Source organism: Candidatus Kuenenia stuttgartiensis (assembly GCF_900232105.1).
GTDB classification, from domain to species: Bacteria; Planctomycetota; Brocadiia; order Brocadiales; family Brocadiaceae; genus Kuenenia; species Kuenenia stuttgartiensis_A.
This window is the reverse complement of record NZ_LT934425.1, coordinates 4,208,690-4,232,593: the sequence shown is the minus strand read 5'-3', so window position 1 is coordinate 4,232,593 and position 23,904 is coordinate 4,208,690. Positions and strand designations below refer to the sequence as shown.

Sequence of the window (23,904 nt, the reverse complement as noted above, 5' to 3'; positions counted from 1 at the left end):
GAAGCATTTGCTACAAATTGACATAAACGCGTTCATACTCAAAGCGGACAAATGCTTCGCCCCTACCGTTAACAAAGGAGTTTGACTCATACACTATATTATGCTATTATCGGAACACTAAATAAAGTTAAAAATACATGTGCATGTTATTACTATTTAACCTTTTAAATGGAGCGTGTTTGCATTGCCAAAAGGAAAACCTATTATCGTTGGATCGCGGGGAAGTAAGCTTGCATTGACCCAGACAAATTGGGTTATTTCAGAGCTCAAGAAATTAAACCCCGGTGTTGAATTTGAAATAAAAAAAATATCTACCAGCGGAGATAAGATTACCGATGTGCCGTTGTCACGTCTGGGAGGCGTTGGCGTTTTTACCAAGGAACTTGAAGTTGCCTTGATTAAGGAGAAAATTGATCTTGCGGTGCATAGCGCAAAAGACATTCCTACAGAGGTGTCTGAGAAATTAACACTCGGTGCAATGCCAAAGCGGGTTGATCCCAGCGACGTTCTCATAAGCGCGAAAAACGTCACCCTTGAAAGACTGCCTGGAAATGCGCGTATCGGCACCAGCAGCCTGCGCAGAAAGGCACAACTCCTTGCGTTAAGGCCAGATTTTGAAATTGTAGATCTTCGGGGCAATCTTGATACCCGTCTAAAAAAACTCGAGGCTGACGATTTAGATGGTATTATCGTTGCCCATGCAGGTTTGATAAGGATAGGCTATACCGGACAGATCAGCGAAATCATTCCTTTCGAAATTATGTTACCCGCCGTAGGACAAGGGTCACTCGGAATAGAAATACGCAAAGATGATGAACGGATAAATAAAATACTATCGAAAATGGATGATCTGCACACCAGGATTGCAGTAGAGGCGGAACGTGCTTTATTGGCGAAACTCCAGGGTGGATGCCAGGTACCTATTGGAGCACATGCAAAAGTGCTTAATGATGAAGTACACCTCGAAGCGGTTATCTGTACGCTTGACGGAGAACGTACTATACGGGACAGTCACAAGGGACCTGCTAATCAAGCGGCTGCGGTTGGAAACGAACTTGCTCAAAGGATGCTGGACAATGGCGGTGATAAAATTTTACAGGAAATCAGGCAGAACTTCCCAAAACAAATGCCTTAAATGTATAGGAATTTTAGTCCGAAAATCTTTTTTTTAGTAACATTTTAGTCTTTTGAAAAACGTATTACCTATAAGCTCCGTAGGAGCAGCCTGTTTGTAGCAAAATAGGATATTATAACAGATATTAGCTCCGTTAGGAGCGACCTGTCTCTTGTAAATCCATATTAAACAGGTCTGCCTGAATATGGACAGGCCGCTCCTACGGAGCTATTTACTCTATTGAATTTTATTGTGCTACAAACAGACCGCCCCTAACGGGGCTACATGGTATTTTTTCTATACCGGGAATTTTTCAAAAAACTAAAGTGTTACTTTTTTTACACAAAGGCACCGAATAGGCAAGGGGGAGTTTCACCCCCCAAGCCTCTCACAAAACGGGAGCATCCCCGATTTTTTGTAAAAATGCCATTAGCGGGGAGGGAAAGAATAGTAACTCAAGCTTCCAGCTTGAGGGTAAAATGCCACAAGCAGGATGCTTGTGTTACAATGTACAATTAGTTAACCAAAAATCGGGAATGCCCCTGTTGTTCAAACAATGTCCCCCGCTGGCGGGGGTGCAGGGGGCATAAGCGCTAACTTGTTTTATTGACAAATTTTATTCATCATGGTATTTTTATATTAATTATCCCGCTAATCACTCTATAGGAGGATAAAGCCATGATGAGAGAAGATTGGGATCTTCTAAGAACTTTCTTCCCAAACGATTGGAAAAGTTTAGCCGTTGATACAAATGCTTTAAAAGGCTTGCGCAAGGATAAATCTGAAGAAAAGCTTCTTCGAACATTATTAATTCATTTAGGATGTGGCTATTCATTGCGTGAAACAGTAGTTCGAGCCAAGCGTGCTAACTTAGCAGATTTATCCGATGTTGCCTTATTAAAGCGATTAAAAAAGAGCAAAGAATGGCTATATAAATTATGTTTATCTTTATTCCGTGAGCGTGGCCTCCAAATTAATAAACGGAATAATTTTCATCTTCGCTTATTTGATGCAACAACAGTAAAGGAACCTGGGAAAACAGGAAGTCTTTGGCGCATTCATTATAGTATTGAGGTTCCTTCATTATCTTGCGATTTCTTTAAACTTACGGGAACTGAAGGAGAAGGCACAGGAGAATCTTTTCGGCAGTTTCCGATGAAAAAAGATGATTATATAGTCAAACAAATAAGGTTTTCGAAAAATTTACACACCCCCGGCCCCTCTTTTTAGAGGGGAGATAAGAAGTCCCCTCTATCAAGAGGGGATTTAGGGGTGTGTTTGATAATATGCCTAGTCAAATAAATCTGTTTTTTAGAAAGCCATTTTATCGCCAAATCTCTAAAATCATATTTGTTTGGCTATACTACTTTAAACAAAAAGACATGGGAAATTGTCGGAAACGTGCTCTCTGATGCAATGAAAATCAAGATAGGGATGTACTGTCTCCATCTGCGGTATACTTACCACTCTCAAAAGACTAAAAAAACGAAATATAGTAAAAAGCATTTATTTTTATAAAAATCTGTTTTTTTCTTGCATTTGAATTGTTTCTAGAGTATTAAATTCTGCATGAATCCATTTCTCCGTGAAAAAACCCGAATAGAATTTAAAAAAGCACATAAGAAAGAGCCTCATAGACGTCATGCCGACCGAATCAAAGCTATACTTCTTCTTGATTCAGGATGGAGTTATGAAAAAGTAGCAGAGGCGCTCTTGTTAGACGATCAAACAATCAGGAATTACGAAAAACTATACAAAGATAAAGGTTTTGACGGGCTTTTATCTGACAATTATATTGGCTGTGTGCCAAAACTCACCTGCGAACAAGAAGAACAATTAAAAGATCATATCAGGAAAAACAACTATAGTGCGGCAAAAGAAATTGTTGAATATGTAAAACAGACATTCAATAAAATCTATACACCCGAAGGAATGGTACATACCCTCGATAGATTAGGCTTTACTTACAAGAAAACTACAATAGTTCCAGGCAAAGCAAACCCTGAAAAACAAAAAGAATTTATCGAAAACTACAAACAACTCAAAGAAGAGAAAGCCCCTGGAGATAAGATACTTTTTATGGATGGAGTTCATCCACAGCACAATTCTACGTCTGCATATTGCTGGATAGAGAAAGGCAAAAAGAAGGAAATACCCTCTAATACCGGCAGGAAAAGAATAAATTTAAACGGGGCTATTGACATAGAAACCTTTGAAGTAACAATCCGGGAAGATGAAAGCATCAATGCTCAATCAACAATAAAGCTTTTCCATGAAATAGAGTCAAGGTATGCTCAAGCCGGTACTATTTACATAATCTCTGATAATGCTAAATATTACAGGTCTAAGTTGGTCAAAGAATACCTTGCAAATTCGAGAATAAAGATCAAATTTCTCCCTTCCTATTCGCCCAATTTAAATCTCATTGAAAGATTATGGAAATTCTTTCGCAAAAAAATATTGTATAACAAGTATTATGATACTTATGAGAAGTTTAAAAACAAATGTTTAAGTTTTTTCAAAAATATTAACGAGTATACAGATGAATTGTCTACTCTTTTAACTGAAAATTTTCAAATTATTGGCGAGCAAATTTCGAAAATCTGATTTGTTTGACTATACAACGTCGGTTTTCTACTGAAAAACTACATCCAGTGACATGCGTTCCCACTTTTCCCATTCCTCCTGATGGAGAAATTTCTCCGGCAATTTTAATGTCATCTGCCGGCTTCTCTCCACCAGTTTCCCTGCCACACGGATTAACCACAGTCTCATCGTCTTTACTTCCCACTGTTGTATCACTCCACCACTGAGCAATCCCATCCACTTCAAAAGATTATACGCTAACACCGCACACTGAAATAGCGCAGCATTGGCCAAAAATTCACCCGTACGTATGTGCCCCGCATTCATCTGTCCTTTACTCTCTTCTATCAAAGTCTCGCAGGTAGCCCTCTTTCCATAACAACGATGCGCTTCCATCGGACTTAACCGCTCCGTTGTAACGTAACAAAAATACTCATACACGGACACTTCTACTAATTTCTTTTCTCTTTTGACCAATTGCCGCACTGCCACAAAACGTCTCGCACGATCCCACCCTGCACATCGATACCAAAATTCAGCCTGTTCCCATCCTGGCTCCCCTTTCACCTCATTCCATTTCTGCCCTTCAAGCAATCCTTCCAGATTCTTCAGCTTTACCTTAATCAGATATCCCGCCAATATTGACTCAAGGTATTCAAGTAATTCTCCGGTAAAAAAACCGCTGTCTCCCCGAAATACCACCCTTACCCCCCTTATTCATGTACGCCATACATTCCTTCATGAACTCTACTACTCCGTTACTCGTGTAGGCGCTTCCACAGCGGAACCAACTATGTAATACCTCCTTTGTTTCTGCAATAAATGCCATTAAGGGATGATACGCCTTCTGCCCCTTCTTGTGCGGATTATATCCTACCTCTGCACCCTCCTGTTTCCCATATACACCATCTACGGTAGAATCAACATCTATCCATACTTCGCAAAGAGCACTCCTGAGTTTATGGCCTGATCTCACCGCACGCTTCCATATCTTTCCCCTAAACCGGTGGATCACCCCCCGTCAGTTCCACTATATCTCCCTGACTCGCCAGCTTCATAATACGTCCTATCGTAGTATCTACAGGTACCTCTTTCCACCCGGACATCTTCTTCAATACCTCATCTGTACACACCTTCATCACCTCTACCATCGATGTCGCCCCTGCTATCAACCCTATCACTACCATTTGTACCGCATCGACAAACTGATACCGGGCATTTGCTCCACGATCCTTATGGACCGCTTCATGGACTCTCTCCCGGAACATCAGCTTACCCATAAAATTCAATACCGGTAAAAGCCCTGCATGTACCGTTAAGCCTTTCCCGCTCATCTCTGCCTTGATTTTCGGTTGTCTTTTGCTGTATTTTTTTGCTATATTCTTCATCGAAATGGTGAATCTCCTTTCAGGTGTTTTTTGTTATCAATATACCGCCGAATACCTTGGAAATCCTACCATTTCAATCCTATTCCTGCAACAAGGCTTTGCCTTGTTTGCAGGATTTAGGTTGTATATTATTATTGCGGTAGTTGCAGGTATGGTAACGGGGGGATTCGTTCCTGACATAGCAGTCAAATTTTCCCTGCTGGGCGAAATATTCATCAACGCATTAATGATGCTTGTAATTCCCATTGTTATTTTATCGCTTATTGTTGGAATAACAAATCTCGGCGATCTTAGCAGTCTTGGGACACTTGGCTGGCGCACAATAGTTTACTACCTGACAACGACATGTATTGCCGTACTGATCGGTATTGCCCTGGTAAACATTATTCAGCCTGGAAAAGGGTTGTCGACAGGTGAAATCTATCCTGACGCATCTTACACAATACAGGAAAATAATCCCTATGGTGTCAATGAGGATACGATGGGAGGCGTCTTTCGACAAATACTAATAGGTGACAAAGAAAGCGGGAAGCAGGGGATGTTGCCACATAATATTTTTGCCGCAATGGCTCAAATGGAGATTCTGCCCTTAATTGTCTTTTCCATCTTAATTGGTCTGTCATTATCTGCATTGGGGCCAAAAGCCCAATCTGCGGTTAATGTCATTTCTATTCTCAATGATGCGGTTATGAAAATAACACACTGGGTGCTGTATATTGCGCCTATTGGTATTTTCGGTTTGATTTCTTCCAGGGTTGGACAGGCAGGGGGATTCAGCGGATTCATTCCTGAATTGTACTTACTGGGAAAATATTCTTTTACGGTTTTAATCGGTCTTGCCATTCACGGTTTCGTTATTTTGCCCCTCATACTAAAAATATTCGGGAAAAGGAGTCCTGTTATTTTTGGAAAAGGCATGAGCGCCGCCTTGCTAAATGCATTTTCTACAGCGTCCAGCTCGGCGACCCTTCCGCTTACCATGCAATGCGCTGAAGAAAAAAATAAAATTTCAAATAGAACGGCAAGTTTTGTTCTTCCGTTGGGAGCAACAATAAATATGGACGGAACGGCTCTCTACGAAGCAGTTACCGCGATATTTATCGCCCAGGCATATGGAATAACCATGACGCCCGCAATGCAAATCATTATATTTGTTACCGCAACACCTGCAGCCATAGGCGCTGCAGGCATTCCGGAGGCGGGATTAATTACTATGGTAATAGTGCTTAAGTCCGTTGGCTTACCCATCGAAGGCATTGGATTAATCCTGGCAATTGATTGGATTTTAGACAGATTCCGTACTGCAGTAAACGTGTGGGGCGATAGCGTTGGCGCCGGTGTGATTGAAAGGTATGAATTAAATAAAAATATATAGGTTCCTTAATTTCTTGACATTTTAAAGAGGAGGATGTTATGGACTTAAAAAACAATCATTTTTCTCGTAGGGATTTCTTAAGGAATGCCGCGATGGGCGCCGTTGGGGTTGGAATAGGCGCTATGGGCATTAATGGCTTCAGAGAAACCTTTGGCGCAGATTCTGATACCGATATGCTATCAAAGAGCAGGGTTATTGCCGTAAAAGACATCGGGATTATAAGCAAGAGTGCCCCTGATCAAATAAGGGTTGATAAAATGGTGGACGAAGGAATGTTTGCGCTTACCGGCAAAAAAACCACTAAAGACGCCTGGCGCTGTTTTTTTACATCGGAGGATGTTGTAGGCGTCAAGATCAACCCGATAGGCGGCAAATTGCTTTCTACCAGACCGGAAGTGGTAAACGCCATCATAGCCGGGTTGCTTGCTGCAGGCGTTAAGGAAAATAATATCATCGTCTGGGACCGTTTTGAAGAACATCTGGTCAGCGCAGGCTATGAGGTAAACAGAGGAACCGCCGGCGTACGGTATTACGGCACGGAACATACGGCAGGATACGACAGGGATGTCTATTACGAATCGCACGACGATGACCCGAAATTACGCCAGGATGACGGCGCAAGGTCTCTTTTCAGCAGGATTGTCACGCAGCAGACTACTGCCATTATTAATGTGCCGGTAATGAAAGACCATGGCATTGCCGGCGTAACCCTGTGTCTCAAAAATATCGGATTTGGCGTAATAAATAATACCCCGCGGTTTCATTCTTCACCCTATTACTGCGACCCTGCTTCTGCGGAGGTTTGCGCCCATCCTGCCATTAAAAATAAACTGCGCCTGCATATTGTTGACGCATTACAGGCATGCTTCTCAGGAGGCCCCAGACCCAAGGCCTCCAACACTATTTGGAATGAAGAACAGTTGTTTTTTGGAACAGACCCTGTGGCAATAGACCGGATAGGGCTTGATATAATAGATGCAAAACGCAGAGAAAACCGCTTAATGCCTGTATCGCAAAAAGCAAAACACATCGTCAATGCAGGGAAAAAGGGATTGGGCAAGTATGAAATGAAAGATATTGAGTACATAAAACTACGCAGGTAAAAAAACCGGGTTTTTGAACATTAATACTCTCGTTCTCAAACCTTGTACTGAACATAGTGAAGTATCTGTTTGGGAACGTAATTGTACTGGAAACTACATTCGCGGGTTCAGGCCTTATGCGGTTTTTTAAAGAGAAGACCGAACCGCAGAACAAGCTGTATAATGTTCACGCTGAATAGCCACAAGTAGAGCTTACCATTTTCTGTTACGTGGCAAATCAAATCAAGGGTTATCCTTTTGAAAACCTTCTAATGGGCTGCCCCCACATTGCTTCTCCCATGCGTGGTTGGTCTTTTTTAAATATTGACGATGGAATTGCGTTGTCTATAATGCACGCACAATTTTACCCTATAAACTTTTACCTTAATTTAAAGGGACAATACTTATGAAAAAAAGGACCCATATTTTTAACTTTTCGATAGTGCTTTTATTGTTATTTGGTTTTGCTTTTCCGTTATTTGCGCAAGAAGGCACAGGTAAACCGTCAAACAAGGCGGTTAACCAAAAGATAGGAAAACTCCAGATTCCCTTTATTTCCAATGAAGGACAGATGGGCGAAAAGGTTAAATTTTACGCTAATACCTTTGGCGGGACGGTATTTGTCACGAATGAGGGGGAGATTGTTTATTCACTGCCAAAAAGATCGGAAGCTAAGAATGCTGACAGTAGTGGCGAATGGCATTCGCCCGGTGTGATACACGATGCGGGATGCGAGATACATGAAAATCGTGATTCATGCATCAAATCGTGTAGGCTGGATGAAGCTTGCCCTGCGCTTGTCGAATGGGCGGAGCGCACCCAACAAATCAGCGATTTACATTCCCCAACCCCAAACTCACAAACCCTGAATCCTAATATGTTATTACAGGGCGTTGCATTAAAAGAAACGCTTGTCGGCGCAAAAGTAAAGGGAATAAAGGGAGAAGGTACGTCGGTAACAAAGGTAAATTATTTTAGGGGAAATGACCAGAAGAAGTGGAAAAGCAATATTTCCACGTATGATGTGGTTGATCTTGGAGAAGTCTATAAGGGCATAGAATTAAAACTGAAGGCGTATGGAAACAACGTAGAAAAACTCTTTTATGTAAAACCGGGTGCTAATCCCGACCAGATAAAAATAAATCTGAGCGGCATACAACCTCCTTTATCCCCTTTTACAAGCTCCGTGAAGGATTGTCCCCCGCTGGCGGGGGGAGGGGGTGGATTAAGGGCAAGCGGGTTGTGGGTAAACGAACAAGGCCAGCTCGTAGCAGAAACCGAACTTGGCCCCGTAACATTCACCAAACCAGTGGCATATCAGGAAATAGAGGGTAAAAAAGTCAACGTTGAAGTTGAATACAATATTCAGAACAGAGAAGAACCCGACATTTCCCCTCTAAAAAGAGAGGTAAGGGGTGTGTTGAATTCCAAAACTCATAACTCTAAATTAATAAACCCCGAATTCCAGGTACCTGATTCCCAATCCCTGATTTATGGTTTTAAGGTTGCTTCTTATGACAAAACAAAGGAACTTGTCATTGATCCGTTGCTGGCCTCTACCTACTTAGGAGGTTCTTCTAATGATTATGGCGTGGCTATTGCGATTGATGGCAGCAATAACGTCTATGTAACGGGCAACACCTCTTCAACCGACTTTCCCGTCACCAGCGGGGCCTATGATACCCCCCTTGGTGGTGACAGAGACGTTTTTATCACCAAGCTGGACAGTTCATTATCTACCCTCCAGGCTTCCACGTATCTCGGAGGTTCTGATAGTGATCGCGTTTATACCATAGCCTTTGACGGCAGCAATAACGTCTATGTAACGGGCAACACCTCTTCAACCGACTTTCCCGTCACCAGCGGGGCCTATGATACCTCCCTTGGTGGTGACAGAGACGTCTTTATCACCAAGTTGGACAGTTCATTATCCACCCTCCAGGCTTCCACGTATCTCGGAGGTTCTGATAGTGATTACGCTTATGCCATAGCCCTTGACGGCAGCAATAACGTCTATGTAACGGGCAACACCTCTTCAAGCGACTTTCCAACCACAAGCGGTGCATATGATACATCCTATGACGGTGATGATGCCTTTATTTCCAAGTTGGACAGTTCATTATCCACCCTCCAGGCTTCCACGTATCTCGGAGGTTCTGATAGTGATTACGCTTATGCCATAGCCCTCGACAGTAGTAATAATGTCTATGTAACGGGCAACACCTCTTCAAGCGACTTTCCCACCACCAGCGGTGCATATGATACATCTTTTAATGATGGTTTTGATGTCTTTATTTCAAAGCTGGATAGTTCATTATCCACACTTCAGGCTTCCACGTATCTCGGGGGTGGTTCTTATGATATCGACGAGGCATCTGACGACAGGGCAAATTCGATGGACATAGATCCAAGCGGAAGTGTCTATGTGACTGGATATACAAATTCACCAGACTTCCCTGTTACCTCAGATGCATATGATACCTCTCATGGTATATATGATGATGCATTCATATCAAAGTTAAACAATGATCTCAGTAGCCTGCTCGCCTCGACCTTTCTGGGTGCAGAAGATGTCATTGAGTATGATAAAAGGTCAGGTAATGATTCTGCAGGTTCATTGGCCTTGGATTCGAGTGGTAATGTGTATGTGACTGGTGATACAAACGGTTTATTTCCCACAACCTCAGGCGCCTATGACATAAGTGCAGATTTTGATTATGGTAGTGTGAATATGGAATATGAAGTATTTATATCAAAAATGAGCAGCAATCTGAGTAGCCTGCTTGCCTCCACTTACCTTGGTAGCTCTGAGGGTGAGGGGGCAACGTCATTAGCCATAGATTCAAGCGGGAACGTCTATGTGGCCGGATATACATATTCATCAGGCTTTCCCACTACCACTGGCGCATATGATACCTCTTTTAGTGGTGGTTCTGATGTCTTTATATCCAAACTGGATGGCGACCTCTCGGCGGATACGACATCGCCGTCACCGACTCCCACAGTCACCACAACTGCACCATGCGATGGAGGGATTATCTTAGAAACATATAAAGCAACGGATGTAACATCGGATTCTGCCACTTTAAACGGATTGGTTGGAGGGGAGTTTTCAGTAAGAGGGGAATTGGGTTTTGAGTGGGGCACTTCTAGTGAATCATATACCAATAGAATACATATCGAAGGTGACGATTCCAGTTCTGCATTTGTAGAAGCAGGAAGTAAAAGCGTAAGGGTAAGTGGGCTATCTGCTGGGACGACTTATTATTACAGAATATATAAATACAGGATAGAGATTATTCCAGACTTTACACCTTGTTATTCATATGGAAACGAAGAAGTTTTTACCACAACAGCTACGCCAACACCCACCGATGAAGCCTGCAAGGCTGAGACGATTACGACAGATCCTGAGAAGAAGTTGGTAATTATGAGAAATCAGTCAGACACGGTAACCGTATCGGTGCTGGGTACTGACGGATGCCCGGTTGAAGGCACGGTAGTTAAAGCAAGGCTTAACCGCCGAAGTAAGAAGAAGGTCAGTGTTACTTCCAGCGCAACAACCGATGCGTATGGTAAAGCGGCATTTACTGTAACGGCATATAATAAAAAAGGCGCCGCCGGGATTGTATTTTCCCCAAAAGGCTTGAAAAAGAAGGCGAAATTAATGGTAAAGGTGAAGTAAGAAGCATTGACAGCCATAAGAACCATGGGTGGTTTGCAACCCGAACCCATAAGTTTATATGGGTAGTAGCGTAATATGTAATCGATGTTTTATAAAAAAAGAGACTATGTTTTTCTAAGCCGGATAGTATTATTTACCTTTCCGATTAAGGAGGCATAAAATGTTTGTAAGTACCCAACATCGATATATCGAAAAAGACCCTGGCAAATATGAGGGTAAAGCCATTATTAAAGGCACAAGGATCCCCGTTGCATCAATTGTAAATCACTACCGTTCAGGCATGGGGATAGAGGAGATACTTGATGGCTATCCAAGCCTAACCCCCGCGCAGTTATTTGATGCCCTTAGCTATTATTTTGATAACAAAGAAGAGATAGATAAGAAATTTGAATAATGGCAAGGCATGCCTTGCACTACAAGGAAAATGTTTTATTCCTGTTATATAACGGGAATACGTGAATATCTTTTTCAAAAAACTAAAATGTTAAGATTCTTTAGATTCAATAACACAGCCAAAAAAAGAACATAGAACGCAAAGGCGTAGAGACAGGTTTTAACCTGTCTCCACTTACAAAAAAAGTTTTTACATTGTAATACTGTAGAATAAAAAAGCCTGTTTGCAGACAGGCGGAAAGAGGCAGAAATTATGAAAAAGGGATTATTTATTACATCGGCAATAGTGTTGTTACTGGTATTTCTTGCCCAATACACAGTTTCAGGTAGCCAAAAGGCAGAAGCAGTATCAAAGGAACATACCAGGCAGAACATACATCGCATCCAAATTCCCTTCATTGCCAATAATGGCCAGGTGGATGGACTGGTAACCTTTTACGCCAATACCTTTAAGCCCAATCAGACAAATGCTTTACCCTGGTTTTCTGAAAAAAGATAAAATTGTTTATGAGGAATGTTATTTATTGTAACACTTTAGTTTCTTGAAAAATTCCCGGGATAGAAAAAATACCATGTAGCCCTGTTAGGGGCGGTCTGTTTGTAGAGCAATAAAATTCAATAAGGTAAATAGCTCCGTAGGAGCGGCCTGTCCGTATTCAGGCAGACCTGTTTAATATGGATTTACAAGAGACATGTCGCTCCTACGGAACTTATAGGTAGTACATTTTTCAAAAAACTAAAGTGTTACTATTTATTTGAATGATATGAATGTGAACCACAGAGGTTTCGCAGCTACGCAGCCATTCAAATAGTACGATGCCTTCTGTCTTCTAACTTCTGTTGAATTATCGAAAGGAGTGTATTTATGTGTAGGGTAGTACGCTTGTGGTGTACATTGTTTTTTATCGCTTTGGCTGTTGGGATTTATACAGATATAGGGCATGGAATGGAGGATGCCGTATCGGCCGACTATGAATGGGATATCGGTGTACATAGTGACCCGGTATTCACGATAAACGGACGTGCCGTAAATGTTCCGGCACAGCCATGCAGGTCGGTTGAGCGCAACCAACAATCCGGTTCAAACATTTTAAATGACTTGAACGGCTTAAACGGTCTATTCATCCCCGAAGACGTCAGCGGCACACCGGAACCGGGCGAGGCGGTACGCACCTCCGTGCAGGAATCTTACGGGAAATTGCCCCTCTATTTCATACAGAATGACGGGCAGGTGGATGAGCGGGTACAGTATTATGAAAAAGGCAGCGGACAGGGCATGTTCTTTACCAAAAAAGGGATATATCTCTCGCTGACACGCAGCAAAAAAACGGAATCCGCCAATCCTCGATCTGCAATTCCTAGCCCACAGCCGCAGGAACACATACGGCTATTTCCTCTTGGCGCAAACAAAGACCCCGGGATCATTGCGGAGGATATGCAGGAATGCAAGATCAATTACTTTGTAGGCAGTCCTGAGAAGTGGCGTACCAATATCCCCACCTTTGGCGCGGTTGAGTACAAAAATATTTACGACGGCGTCGATATGCGGTTTTACGGCAACAACCGTCAGATGGAATATGACGTCATCGTGAAGCCAGGAGTCAGTCCGTCCCGTGTTCAGTTGTGTTATGAAGGGATAGAAGACTTGCGCATCAGGGAAGACGGCGACATGGAAATCATCCTTAAAGAAGGCAGCATCATCCATAAAAAACCGTATATTTATCAGATAATCGACGGAGAAAAGAGAGAGATTGAAGGTTCGTTCAGGATACTGAACAGGGTATGTGGTTTGGATGAATCCCATCCTGCACCGGCCGAATGGACGGAGCGCACCCAACCGGGACATCAGGTGGAGGTGATTCACCGCAAAGACGCAAAGGGCGCAGAGCCTGCCATAAACTTGACCACGCCCAAAGCTCCTCCCCCTAACCCCCTCCAAAGGGGGACAGATCCTCGACCGGTTCTTGCGCAGTGCCTTGCTTTACCTGGCACCCTCCAACGGGTGGCGGATATATATCTCCCGTTGGTGGGGGTGAAGGCGCTTGCAGAGCCGCAGGATACGCTGCTGGTTGATACATGTCCCCCGCTGGCGGGGGTGAAGGGGGTGGAAGGAACGGATACCTGCGCCACCATAGGCACGGTCCAAAAATAATTTGGTATTTTTATTAATTTAGTTAAGTGAAATTGTATAATTCCAATCTGGCAAGACACTGTGTTTGTTTATGTTTATTAATAATGTGGAAAACCACGCCCTGTGGGCGTGGTCAGAGTTTAAAGGCTTTGCCAGTAAAACGACTCATTGTTACAATCTAAGTTGAGTTGTCCCCACAACATCAACAAAGGAGTAACAAATGAGTCGATTTCGCAAATTATCGCATACGATATGGCATTGTCAATATCATATTCTTTGGACACCAAAATATCGTCTAAGAATACTTACTGGTCAAGTAGCAGAAGAAGTAGGTAAGTGTATCAGAGCATTTTCTGAACAAAAAGGCTGTGAAGTTGTTGAGTTATAGCCAAACAAATATGATTTTAGGAATTTGGCAATAAAATGGCTTTCTAAAAAACAGATTTATTTGACTAAGCATACTATACAAGCACGCCCCTTAATTCCCTCTTTATAGAGAGGACTGGGAGGTGTAAATTTTTCGAAAACCTTATTTGTTTGACTATAAATGTACAAATTGACCATGTTCATCTGCTTGTCATGGTAGTACCCAAGATATCGATATCCGATTTTGTAGGTATAATCAAAGGCAGAACAGCTATTCGAGTTTTCAATAAGTTTCGACATTTGAAGCAAAAACCTTATTGGGGTAATCATTTCTGGTCGAGAGGTTACTGTGTCGATACCGTTGGTTTGGATACGGAAAAGATACGTAAATATGTGAAATATCAAGAGCAGAAAGAGCGCCAAGAAGAGTCACAACGGTAAATTTAAAATGGGGACAACTCAACCTTGCTTCCTTTGGAAGGAAGGCATTTTCATCCCCTTATAGGGGTTATCCCAAAGCCACCTGCTCCGCGGGTGGATTCTTTACTTCTTTCATTTGGTCATCAGTGATTTTGATTCCTTTTTGGTATTCTTTCTCGTTAAGAATGGTTTGTACGAGAAGACCCGCTGTTGTTGTAGTGCCAGCAATTAAACTTAGCATAACATCATAAGACCTCAAAGGATTCCCCTCCCAATTTTTACTGATAAAACTAAACAGACGATGTTCTACCGGATTCCATTTTGATGCTCCTGAGGGATAGTGGCAAATCCTGATGGAGAGTCCGTAAACTTTACAAATATTTTGATAAAGCGCATATTTCCACAACCGGGGACGAAATCCGTTGCTCCCTCCTGCGTCACAAAGAATAAGGAGTTCTTTTGCGCATGGATACCTCTTCCAACCAAATTCATCCAGCCAAATCTTAATTGACTCGACTGCAAATTCCGGTGTGTCATAGGACGTACCAACAATAACTGTCCCTAAATTAGTCAGCAATTCATAGATACCAAACGGACATCCAACACCAATTGCCTGAGAACGAAAATCATGGGCCAAAACTTCATTTACTATTTTTGTCCACGCCTTGCCCTCATTTCTGAAATTACCTATCAATTCCTTTTTCTTACTGTCAACACTGATTATTGGCTGACCAGAATCTTCAAAATACTTTTTTGTCTCATTAATAATTTCAAACTGTCTATTACGGTCCGGATGACGTGTCTCTGCTATCGTTTTGCGATTTACTCTCAGAGAATAATCCATGTCCTTAAGAAGCCTGCTAACTGTTGTTGCACATACGCTTACACCTCTATCACCGCATTCTTTTTTTAGAGTACGTGTGCTTCTTCTCGTCCATATTTTTCCTTTACCCATTGGGTCTCCTGCAGTATCGCCCTCCATCAATTCTTCAAGAAGTTTTACCACATCAGTTTTTTTTTAATCGAAGAACGACCTGAACCAACCTTACGTATCCGTCCCGGTGTAATGTTCTTACTCGAAAGTTCCCGACGCCCCTTGGCAATTGTTTTTACATTTATGCCGGTTAGCTGTGAAAGTCTTAAATCGCCGCCATGTCCCAGTTTCATTGATTCTAAACCAAGATAAAGCCGTTTCTGCCTTTCATCAAGTATGGAAAGAAATGTCTGCAGGCAATCCGTAACCACTTCACTCCCAAAGCCGGGAATTAATACCTTTTCTTCCTTACAAGCACACAACATGATTGACTGTTTACGTCTGGCGAGTTGATCCGTACCTAACACCTTGGAGATATACAAATATTCTCCGGCAATCTGCTCGCGCAAGACCCTTCCAGATACCACTAATTGAGTCAGTGCATTAAAGACTCGCACATGTACCAGCGTTTGAAGCTCCGAGGCAAAATAACCTTCCTGGGATTTATTAATGATGGCCTCGAGAGTATCTACAAGACTTCCTTGTTGAGAAAAATATATTTGATTGAAACTCCAAATGCCATATTTATTATAGCTTGCAAGTGTATCCAGTGTATGGTATTTGCCCGCATGGGAATAACTCGCACGATGTCCGAGCGATTTTAGCTTCCTGAAAACCGTTGCTTTTGAAGTCGTTCCCAAAGCTTCTTTGATACTGTCCAGAGTTAAAACGACATCCCTGCTGAATAGTCCCAAGAGCTTGCGATGAGAATACTTAGCTAAACGCATAATGACACCATTAGGATTAATACGCCGGATAAAATACCACTTAATCCTAATGTTATCATAATGGCTGGAGGGTGTCAATGCCTATATTTACTAGTTGTAACGGCTATTACCGTGACATACACAAAGACACTACAACGATACTATTGGTACTATACAATACCATGTTATTTGTGGTCGCTCCCAAAGGTGCTATGAATTATTTAATCAAAAACAACACCCTTTTTCCGCCTTTATTAAGTGGGACTTTTGCGGCCGTTTGCTTAACTTAATGACATTGGCTTGCAAGCCTGAACCCATAAAAAAACCCTGACAGGGTTCCTCACCCTGTCAGGGTTGACCAACATACGTCCGGTTATGATTCTGGATTCAACTAATCAACCATTAAAAGCCTTACGCCTATTCCACCAGCCGGACGGTCACTTCTGCTTTTTCCTTCACCCCCTTCGCCTTGAAGCGTGCCTTTGCATCACAATTATTTTTCTTGCACTTCTTCTTTGCCGTTATGGTAAATACGGCCTTGCCCTCTGCGTCTGTATTCTGGTGTGAAGGCTTCACCTTTATTTTTTTATTGTTACTCGTGGTTGTTTTTCCCCTCACTTTGACCCCTTCAATACCGAAGCCATCCGCATCAGTGACCATTACCGTCACCTGCCCTTCCTCACCCTTTCCCAGAGATAATGAGTCCGGCGATACCGCTATCTTCTCCGCCTTGCTAGGCGTCCCGGGGGTGGGTGAAGAAGAAGGTGTAGGTGTAGGTGTAGGTGTAGGTGTAGGTGTAGGTGTAGGTGTAGGTGTAGGAACGGGTACCGTTGCTACAGGGGTAATTGACGGCGAGGGAACTGGTGTTGCCGGTGTGAAGGCAGGGGACGCCGTTGGCACAGGCAGGGCCGATACTGAACAGGTACCCGTCACCAATTGCGGGAACCCGGTAATGGTTGTCTCGTCATAAAAACTCGCCGTCAGGGTATCTCCGTCTGCCGCCTGTATGTGTTCATAGTCGAGTGTGGAATCTGCGCTTATCTGTATTGAACCCATGAATATACCCGTATCGGTACCCGTCTCCGCCATACTTACCCCTGCAATGTTAAACTGAGAGGTCTGTACATAAACTTTCTCTAAAAGCGTTTCCGCCTCTTTATGGTATGCGTTCGACTCCGCATTATTGAGGGTGATTTCCGCATATTCCCCGGTGAGATATAGTCAAACAAATAAGGTTTTCGAAAAATATACACACCCCCGGCCCCTCTTTTTAGAGGGGTGATAAGAAGTCCCCTCTATCAAGAGGGGATTTAGGGGTGTGTTTGATAATATGCCTAGTCAAATAAATCTGTTTTTTAGAAAGCCATTTTATCGCCAAATCTCTAAAATCATATTTGTTTGGCTATATGCAGGACGGCTGAATGCAAGCGGTGCGTCAAAATTGCTGAAAGAGAGTTTCTTTGTGACTGATACGGCGGAAGGTGGGCTGTATGCCACCGTAACCGTACCGTCCTGCACGGTCTTTACCGTACCGATATTTGACCGCGCCGTTGCACCTGCCCCTCCGCTCGTGGTAGTACATGTCTTTATGGTCGCTATAAATGTGCCACTGTCAGCGCCGTCTTCGTTTAAATCCAGCAGGAGGTCGCTTCCGATATAATAGTTATCGCCCGAAACCTTTATGGCAGTGGTGAGTATCTCCTTTGTCCCTGCGTCGGTGTTTCTGTCGCCGTCCGCTACCGTGACAATCACCGTATCACCGGAGAGATACGCCACATCCTTGCTCAGTGTCATAACGTCCTGCGATACCGTCGGGGTTGGCGAGGGCTGTGATGTGATTGTAGGGGTCGGCGTTAATAAAACCGTGGGTGTGGGCGACACCGCTGCTGCCGTGGTCGGTGTGGGTACTATCGGGGCGGATTCTGTGGTGAAACTCCATGAATGATTCGATTCTATTGTTGTTCCCGTCCAGTTTGCCGCCTGGATTTTCGTAGTGGCGAATGCCGTATAAGTAGTATCGTAAGAAAGAACGCTTGTGGGAGTAAATATGGCGTCGTAGAAATTAGTACTTGCAACGCCATCTATCTTATTTCCGTCAGGAAAGGAGAAGAACCCGATATCCGGAAGTATGTACAGGAGAAAGCAACAATAAGAGAATCGATAGATACGCTGGAGAAAGAGATTGAACAACTCAAGGCGACAAAAAAGAATACGGAGAAACATATAGAGTTTTCAAAACTCCCGGAAGATAAGAAATTTCAGGATTTAAAGAAGAGCGGAAAGCAATTCGTAGACACAATCAAAATGATTGCTTATCGGGCAGAGACGGCAATGGCAAATACATTGCAGGAATATATTTCTAAAAAAGATGAAGCAAGATCACTGGTACGTCAAATTTTTATGACAGATGCAGATATAATGCCGGATGAAAAGAATGGCGTCTTAAGGATAACGATTCATAACATGACAAACCCAAGGAACAACAGATATGTTCAGCAATTATGCGATGTACTTAATAGTTCCGAAACATTATTCCCAGGCACAAATCTGCGCCTTGTATATAATTTGGTATCAAATCAAATTCCACCAGATCAGGAGTTCTGAAGGTAGGTGGAGTATTCGATGCTGCTGCCCGATGTGCCAAGCTTGGTGACAAAGGCGTCATAACTGCCGCCGTGAGGAGTCGTTGTTCCCACGATTGGGAGGCCGTTGCCCTCAGTATATCCGGTAACATAGGCAGACCCCGCGCCGTCCACCGCTATGCCATAGCCATGATCCGTGTCGCCTCCTCCAAGGTAGGTGGAGTATTCGAGGATGGGGTCTATGACGAGGGGGGAGGATTTTTCGTATGAGGCAACGGTAAAGCCGTAGATGAATTTATGATGGCGTCTTTCGGGATGTACACTCTTGGATGGTTCGGGTGGGAGCAGGTTTGTAACCTGATCCCCGTTGTTTATGTCTTTTAAAATCTTAGCTATGGGAGCGACCACAAATAACATGGTATTGTATAGTACCAATAGTATCGTTGCAGTGTCTTTGTGTATGTCACGGTAATAGCCGTTACAACTAGTAAATATAGGCATTGACACCCTCCAGCCATTATGATAACATTAGGATTAAGTGGTATTTTATCCGGCGTATTAATCCTAATGGTGTCATTATGCGTTTAGCTAAGTATTCTCATCGCAAGCTCTTGGGACTATTCAGCAGGGATGTCGTTTTAACTCTGGACAGTATCAAAGAAGCTTTGGGAACGACTTCAAAAGCAACGGTTTTCAGGAAGCTAAAATCGCTCGGACATCGTGCGAGTTATTCCCATGCGGGCAAATACCATACACTGGATACACTTGCAAGCTATAATAAATATGGCATTTGGAGTTTCAATCAAATATATTTTTCTCAACAAGGAAGTCTTGTAGATACTCTCGAGGCCATCATTAATAAATCCCAGGAAGGTTATTTTGCCTCGGAGCTTCAAACGCTGGTACATGTGCGAGTCTTTAATGCACTGACTCAATTAGTGGTATCTGGAAGGGTCTTGCGCGAGCAGATTGCCGGAGAATATTTGTATATCTCCAAGGTGTTAGGTACGGATCAACTCGCCAGACGTAAACAGTCAATCATGTTGTGTGCTTGTAAGGAAGAAAAGGTATTAATTCCCGGCTTTGGGAGTGAAGTGGTTACGGATTGCCTGCAGACATTTCTTTCCATACTTGATGAAAGGCAGAAACGGCTTTATCTTGGTTTAGAATCAATGAAACTGGGACATGGCGGCGATTTAAGACTTTCACAGCTAACCGGCATAAATGTAAAAACAATTGCCAAGGGGCGTCGGGAACTTTCGAGTAAGAACATTACACCGGGACGGATACGTAAGGTTGGTTCAGGTCGTTCTTCGATTAAAAAAAAACTGATGTGGTAAAACTTCTTGAAGAATTGATGGAGGGCGATACTGCAGGAGACCCAATGGGTAAAGGAAAAATATGGACGAGAAGAAGCACACGTACTCTAAAAAAAGAATGCGGTGATAGAGGTGTAAGCGTATGTGCAACAACAGTTAGTAAGCTTCTTAAGGACATGGATTATTCTCTGAGAGTAAATCGCAAAACGATAGCAGAGACACGTCATCCGGACCGTAATAGACAGTTTGAAATTATTAATGAGACAAAAAAGTATTTTGAAGATTCTGGTCAGCCAATAATCAGTGTTGACAGTAAGAAAAAGGAATTGATAGGTAATTTCAGAAATGAGGGCAAGGCGTGGACAAAAATAGTAAATGAAGTTTTGGCCCATGATTTTCGTTCTCAGGCAATTGGTGTTGGATGTCCGTTTGGTATCTATGAATTGCTGACTAATTTAGGGACAGTTATTGTTGGTACGTCCTATGACACACCGGAATTTGCAGTCGAGTCAATTAAGATTTGGCTGGATGAATTTGGTTGGAAGAGGTATCCATGCGCAAAAGAACTCCTTATTCTTTGTGACGCAGGAGGGAGCAACGGATTTCGTCCCCGGTTGTGGAAATATGCGCTTTATCAAAATATTTGTAAAGTTTACGGACTCTCCATCAGGATTTGCCACTATCCCTCAGGAGCATCAAAATGGAATCCGGTAGAACATCGTCTGTTTAGTTTTATCAGTAAAAATTGGGAGGGGAATCCTTTGAGGTCTTATGATGTTATGCTAAGTTTAATTGCTGGCACTACAACAACAGCGGGTCTTCTCGTACAAACCATTCTTAACGAGAAAGAATACCAAAAAGGAATCAAAATCACTGATGACCAAATGAAAGAAATAAACATAAACAAACACAGTGTCTTGCCAGATTGGAATTATACAATTTCACTTAACTAAATTAATAAAAATACCAAATTATTTTTGGACAGTGCCTTAGTTATAGCCAAACAAATATGATTTTAGAGATTTGGCGATAAAATGGCTTTCTAAAAAACAGATTTATTTGACTAGGCATATTATCAAACACACCCCTAAATCCCCTCTTGATAGAGGGGACTTCTTATCTCCCCCCTAAAAAGAGGGGCCGGGGGTGTGTAAATTTTTCGAAAACCTTATTTGTTTGACTATATTTGAAAAATCCAAGGGGACATAAAAAACAATGTAGCCCCTTTAGGGGCGGTCTGTTTGTAGCGCAATAAAATTCAACAGGTAAATAGCTCCGTAGGAGCGGCCTGTATATGATTGACAGGAAGACAGGCCGCTCCTGATTATAGAGACAGGTTTCAAACCTGTCTCTACGATCTGTTATGGTATCCTATCTACAAACAGGTTGCTCCTACGGAGCTTATCGGTAATACGTTTTTTTTAAAAACCAAAGTGTTACAATAATTCTTAACTTAATGACATTGGCTTGCAACCTGAACCTATGAGTTTATGCGTATAATGGGGCCATGTACTGCGGTAAAATTCCAATGCACAAAATCCCTGACTCGAAAATCAGACTACAAAAAATAGTTTAAATACAGATACTACAACACGATATGGTTATAAGCCCATTTTTATCGTTTCTGGGTGTTGCAAATGAAACATGATGACTGGTGACTTATTTTGTCATTACAAGGGTATCAGCTTGTTATTGCGAGGGTCTCAGCTTGTCATTGCGAGGGTCTTTTCCGAAGCAATCTCATAAACCGTCATAGAGATCCTTCCATCCTGCATTCATTCCATTAATTAATTCTATTTTTTAAGCCCTTGAGCCACCCTTAATTTGCTTCTCCTGCGATATGGCGTTTCTTACGTCACGAAATATCTCGTAGTATACTGATTGCTTCGGAAAAGACCCTCGCAATGACAAGCTGAGAGACCCTTGCAATGACAAGCTGATACTTTTTGGATGGCCCTATACATTTGAACCGGTACAGAAACAGAAATGCCAGATGTTTCCGACTCTAAAGTAAGACTACAAAAAAATAGTTTAAGTACACATACTACAACACGATAGGGTTATAAAACCATTTTCATCGTTTCCGGGTGTTGCAAATGAAACATGATGACTGTTTGGAATCTGGAATTTATTTGTCATTTGTTCTGCTAATAGAAGGCTGGATTGAAAGTATAAAACGTTTGGTTCAGGTTGCAAACCTGATAATCATATAGAAGGCACCTCCGAGCGCACTCTTCATGGTAAAATGGAGGATACCGTGAAAGGCGATTGTTAAATAATAACAAAGTAAGGAGGGAGCGAGCAATGGGATATTTCGTAGGAATAGATTTACATGGTGATAATAATTATATTGGAATACTCGATGAGGAGGATCGGAAGGTATTCAAGAGGAGAAACCGTAATGACATCAATGAAATAAAGCGCGTATTAGAGCCATACAAAAAAGAAATAAAGGGTATAGTAGTAGAATCGACCTTTAACTGGTACTGGATAGTGGATGGTCTGATGGAGGCAGGCTATCAGGTACACCTGGCAAATACATCGGCAATGCAGCAGTATGAGGGATTAAAGTACATTGACGACACGAGGGATTCGTTTTGGTTGGCAAAGATGTTACGGTTAAAGATATTACCAGAGGGATATATTTATCCCAAAGAGACGCGGTCAGTGAGGGATTTACTGAGGAAGCGGATGATGTTGGTACAACAAAGGACAGCGCATATATTGAGTATGCAAACGATGGTAAACCGTAACAAAGGAGTACCGATAAGCGGTGATACGATAAAGAAGCTGAGTAACGAAGAGGTAATGGGGATGTTCAGCGACGTGCATTTGACCATGTCAGCACAGTGCGATCACGAGGTAATAGAGGTATTAAATAAGCAGATATACAAGATAGAGAAAGCGGTATTAAAGGAGGTGAAGCTAAAGAAGCCGTATAAGAAATTGCTCAAGGTGCCTGGGATAGGCGAAATCCTGGCAATGACGATAATGCTGGAGACTGGGAACATAGAGCGATTTAGTGATGTGGGGATGTATTCATCTTATTGCAGATGCGTATCGGCAAAAAAATTATCGAATGGTAAGAGCAAAGGGAAAGGAAACCGTAAGAACGGGAATAAATACCTTGCGTGGGCGTATGTGGAGGCAGCGCATTTTCACGTAAGATTTTGCGAAAAGGGAAGGAAATGGCATCAGAGGAAGGCGTCAAAGAGCCATGTAGTTCTGGCAACGAAAGCCTTGAGCAATAAGCTGGCCAGGGCATGTTATTACATAATAAAGGAGCAAGTAAACTACGACGAGAAAAAAATGTTTGGGTAGCAAGCAGATTAGGTGGTGCAAGGAACCGGTTGCGGGTTAGGTAACCAATCCATGAAACCTGATTGGAAGTTGTTCCACCTTTTATTATGAGTTGTGCCGGTAAAGGAATCGGCGAAAAAGAATATTCCATTCTGATCTGCCCATACCATGAGCCGTGAGGTTTTGGCCGTAGAGCCGAATATTCTGTGAATAACGATTGGACACTGGTGCTAAGCCCCATAAGCGCTAACTTGTTTTAGGTATGCTCGAAGTATTTTGATATCTGTGTTTTTCGGATTCTTGTATTTTCTGCTAAAGAACAAGCAATGTCATTCCAGCACTTAAGAACTTCCTGTAATGATAACGCTGGTTCTATAGCCCGTTTTACTTGATTAAGCATAAAAGCAAATTCACGCCATTTGC

The 23,904-nt window shown here is 42.5% G+C and carries 18 protein-coding genes and 4 pseudogenes; 16 read left to right on the top strand and 6 right to left on the bottom strand.

Annotated features, from left to right (window positions below):
- The first annotated feature begins 184 nt into the window (after nt 1-184).
- The 3 genes and pseudogenes from hemC to KSMBR1_RS19705 all read left to right on the top strand — a co-directional run bounded on the left by hemC (nt 185) and on the right by KSMBR1_RS19705 (nt 3,721).
- On the top strand, nt 185-1,135 hold the full coding sequence (gene hemC, locus KSMBR1_RS19715) for a hydroxymethylbilane synthase (RefSeq protein WP_099326801.1): 951 nt from the start codon (nt 185-187) through the stop codon (nt 1,133-1,135).
- A gap of 657 nt (nt 1,136-1,792) precedes the next feature.
- Nucleotides 1,793-2,293: pseudogene (locus tag KSMBR1_RS19710) on the top strand (IS4-like element ISCku3 family transposase); the annotation flags it as partial.
- A gap of 390 nt (nt 2,294-2,683) precedes the next feature.
- The gene (locus KSMBR1_RS19705; protein WP_099326800.1) at nt 2,684-3,721 is read left to right on the top strand and encodes an IS630 family transposase; all 1,038 of its coding nucleotides are present in this window, start codon (nt 2,684-2,686) and stop codon (nt 3,719-3,721) included.
- Between the two features lie 27 nt (nt 3,722-3,748).
- Here KSMBR1_RS19705 and KSMBR1_RS19700 read toward each other — a convergent pair.
- Nucleotides 3,749-5,088 (bottom strand): annotated as a pseudogene (locus KSMBR1_RS19700) (IS1380-like element ISCku8 family transposase).
- Nucleotides 5,089-5,209: 121 nt separating this feature from the next.
- Here KSMBR1_RS19700 and KSMBR1_RS19695 point away from each other — a divergent pair.
- The 8 genes and pseudogenes from KSMBR1_RS19695 to tnpA all read left to right on the top strand — a co-directional run.
- The gene (locus tag KSMBR1_RS19695; RefSeq protein ID WP_197705270.1) at nt 5,210-6,463 is read left to right on the top strand and encodes a dicarboxylate/amino acid:cation symporter; all 1,254 of its coding nucleotides are present in this window, start codon (nt 5,210-5,212) and stop codon (nt 6,461-6,463) included.
- A 38-nt stretch (nt 6,464-6,501) separates the two neighbouring features.
- On the top strand, nt 6,502-7,566 hold the full coding sequence (locus KSMBR1_RS19690; protein WP_099326799.1) for a DUF362 domain-containing protein: 1,065 nt from the start codon (nt 6,502-6,504) through the stop codon (nt 7,564-7,566).
- Nucleotides 7,567-7,951: 385 nt separating this feature from the next.
- Complete coding sequence (locus tag KSMBR1_RS19685) at nt 7,952-11,230, top strand: SBBP repeat-containing protein (RefSeq protein WP_099326798.1); 3,279 nt, start codon at nt 7,952-7,954, stop codon at nt 11,228-11,230.
- 160 nt (nt 11,231-11,390) lie between these two features.
- Nucleotides 11,391-11,624, top strand: a complete 234-nt coding sequence (locus tag KSMBR1_RS19680) for a DUF433 domain-containing protein (protein WP_099326797.1) — start codon at nt 11,391-11,393, stop codon at nt 11,622-11,624.
- 252 nt (nt 11,625-11,876) lie between these two features.
- The gene (locus KSMBR1_RS19675) at nt 11,877-12,122 is read left to right on the top strand and encodes a hypothetical protein (RefSeq protein WP_099326796.1); all 246 of its coding nucleotides are present in this window, start codon (nt 11,877-11,879) and stop codon (nt 12,120-12,122) included.
- Between the two features lie 366 nt (nt 12,123-12,488).
- Entirely contained in the window at nt 12,489-13,775 is a 1,287-nt protein-coding gene (locus KSMBR1_RS19670; protein ID WP_099326795.1) for a DUF7948 domain-containing protein, read from the top strand.
- 199 nt (nt 13,776-13,974) lie between these two features.
- Nucleotides 13,975-14,136, top strand: a pseudogene (locus KSMBR1_RS19665) (transposase); the annotation flags it as partial.
- A 155-nt stretch (nt 14,137-14,291) separates the two neighbouring features.
- Nucleotides 14,292-14,561: pseudogene (tnpA, locus tag KSMBR1_RS23810) on the top strand (IS200/IS605 family transposase); the annotation flags it as partial.
- Nucleotides 14,562-14,628: 67 nt separating this feature from the next.
- Here tnpA and KSMBR1_RS19655 read toward each other — a convergent pair.
- The 4 genes from KSMBR1_RS19655 to KSMBR1_RS19640 all read right to left on the bottom strand — a co-directional run bounded on the left by KSMBR1_RS19655 (nt 14,629) and on the right by KSMBR1_RS19640 (nt 18,074).
- The gene (locus tag KSMBR1_RS19655) at nt 14,629-15,546 is read right to left on the bottom strand and encodes an ISAzo13 family transposase (protein WP_099326794.1); all 918 of its coding nucleotides are present in this window, start codon (nt 15,544-15,546) and stop codon (nt 14,629-14,631) included.
- Nucleotides 15,540-16,301, bottom strand: coding sequence for a hypothetical protein (locus tag KSMBR1_RS19650; RefSeq protein WP_099326789.1), 762 nt, complete (start codon nt 16,299-16,301; stop codon nt 15,540-15,542). The genes KSMBR1_RS19655 and KSMBR1_RS19650 overlap by 7 nt, the downstream gene beginning before the upstream one ends.
- A 396-nt stretch (nt 16,302-16,697) precedes the next feature.
- A complete protein-coding gene (locus KSMBR1_RS19645; protein ID WP_099326793.1) occupies nt 16,698-17,369 on the bottom strand; it encodes a hypothetical protein in 672 nt (223 codons plus the stop codon).
- Between the two features lie 279 nt (nt 17,370-17,648).
- Nucleotides 17,649-18,074, bottom strand: coding sequence for a hypothetical protein (locus KSMBR1_RS19640; protein ID WP_157820747.1), 426 nt, complete (start codon nt 18,072-18,074; stop codon nt 17,649-17,651).
- Here KSMBR1_RS19640 and KSMBR1_RS21375 point away from each other — a divergent pair.
- Nucleotides 18,061-18,225: a hypothetical protein gene (locus KSMBR1_RS21375; protein ID WP_157820746.1), complete on the top strand. Its 165-nt coding sequence runs from the start codon at nt 18,061-18,063 to the stop codon at nt 18,223-18,225. The two genes, KSMBR1_RS19640 and KSMBR1_RS21375, sit on opposite strands and share 14 nt — an antisense overlap.
- Complete coding sequence (locus KSMBR1_RS19635) at nt 18,222-18,884, top strand: putative transposase (protein ID WP_099326791.1); 663 nt, start codon at nt 18,222-18,224, stop codon at nt 18,882-18,884. The genes KSMBR1_RS21375 and KSMBR1_RS19635 overlap by 4 nt, the downstream gene beginning before the upstream one ends.
- On the opposite strand, the gene KSMBR1_RS19630 is transcribed toward KSMBR1_RS19635, so the two are convergent.
- Entirely contained in the window at nt 18,872-19,363 is a 492-nt protein-coding gene (locus tag KSMBR1_RS19630) for an SBBP repeat-containing protein (RefSeq protein ID WP_099326790.1), read from the bottom strand. The two genes, KSMBR1_RS19635 and KSMBR1_RS19630, sit on opposite strands and share 13 nt — an antisense overlap.
- A 77-nt stretch (nt 19,364-19,440) precedes the next feature.
- On the opposite strand from KSMBR1_RS19630, the gene KSMBR1_RS19625 reads away from it, so the two are divergent.
- From KSMBR1_RS19625 to KSMBR1_RS19615, 3 genes are all read left to right on the top strand, one after another.
- A complete protein-coding gene (locus KSMBR1_RS19625; RefSeq protein ID WP_099326789.1) occupies nt 19,441-20,202 on the top strand; it encodes a hypothetical protein in 762 nt (253 codons plus the stop codon).
- On the top strand, nt 20,196-21,134 hold the full coding sequence (locus tag KSMBR1_RS19620) for an ISAzo13 family transposase (protein WP_099325441.1): 939 nt from the start codon (nt 20,196-20,198) through the stop codon (nt 21,132-21,134). Before KSMBR1_RS19625 ends, KSMBR1_RS19620 begins: the two co-directional genes overlap by 7 nt.
- 1,351 nt (nt 21,135-22,485) lie before the next feature.
- On the top strand, nt 22,486-23,502 hold the full coding sequence (locus tag KSMBR1_RS19615) for an IS110 family RNA-guided transposase (protein WP_099323925.1): 1,017 nt from the start codon (nt 22,486-22,488) through the stop codon (nt 23,500-23,502).
- The last annotated feature ends 402 nt before the right edge of the window (nt 23,503-23,904 follow it).

Coding starts and splice junctions, on each gene's coding strand:
- KSMBR1_RS19670 (WP_099326795.1), top strand. CDS start 12,489: ATGTGTAGGGTAGTACGCTTGTGGTGTACATTGTTTTTTATCGCTTTG.
- KSMBR1_RS19685 (WP_099326798.1), top strand. CDS start 7,952: ATGAAAAAAAGGACCCATATTTTTAACTTTTCGATAGTGCTTTTATTG.
- KSMBR1_RS19680 (WP_099326797.1), top strand. CDS start 11,391: ATGTTTGTAAGTACCCAACATCGATATATCGAAAAAGACCCTGGCAAA.
- KSMBR1_RS19635 (WP_099326791.1), top strand. CDS start 18,222: ATGATTCGATTCTATTGTTGTTCCCGTCCAGTTTGCCGCCTGGATTTT.
- KSMBR1_RS19625 (WP_099326789.1), top strand. CDS start 19,441: ATGCGTTTAGCTAAGTATTCTCATCGCAAGCTCTTGGGACTATTCAGC.
- KSMBR1_RS19640 (WP_157820747.1), bottom strand. CDS start 18,074: ATGACACTGAGCAAGGATGTGGCGTATCTCTCCGGTGATACGGTGATT.
- KSMBR1_RS19630 (WP_099326790.1), bottom strand. CDS start 19,363: ATGCCTATATTTACTAGTTGTAACGGCTATTACCGTGACATACACAAA.
- KSMBR1_RS19705 (WP_099326800.1), top strand. CDS start 2,684: ATGAATCCATTTCTCCGTGAAAAAACCCGAATAGAATTTAAAAAAGCA.
- KSMBR1_RS19675 (WP_099326796.1), top strand. CDS start 11,877: ATGAAAAAGGGATTATTTATTACATCGGCAATAGTGTTGTTACTGGTA.
- KSMBR1_RS19650 (WP_099326789.1), bottom strand. CDS start 16,301: ATGCGTTTAGCTAAGTATTCTCATCGCAAGCTCTTGGGACTATTCAGC.
- KSMBR1_RS19615 (WP_099323925.1), top strand. CDS start 22,486: ATGGGATATTTCGTAGGAATAGATTTACATGGTGATAATAATTATATT.
- KSMBR1_RS19690 (WP_099326799.1), top strand. CDS start 6,502: ATGGACTTAAAAAACAATCATTTTTCTCGTAGGGATTTCTTAAGGAAT.
- KSMBR1_RS19645 (WP_099326793.1), bottom strand. CDS start 17,369: ATGGCGGAGACGGGTACCGATACGGGTATATTCATGGGTTCAATACAG.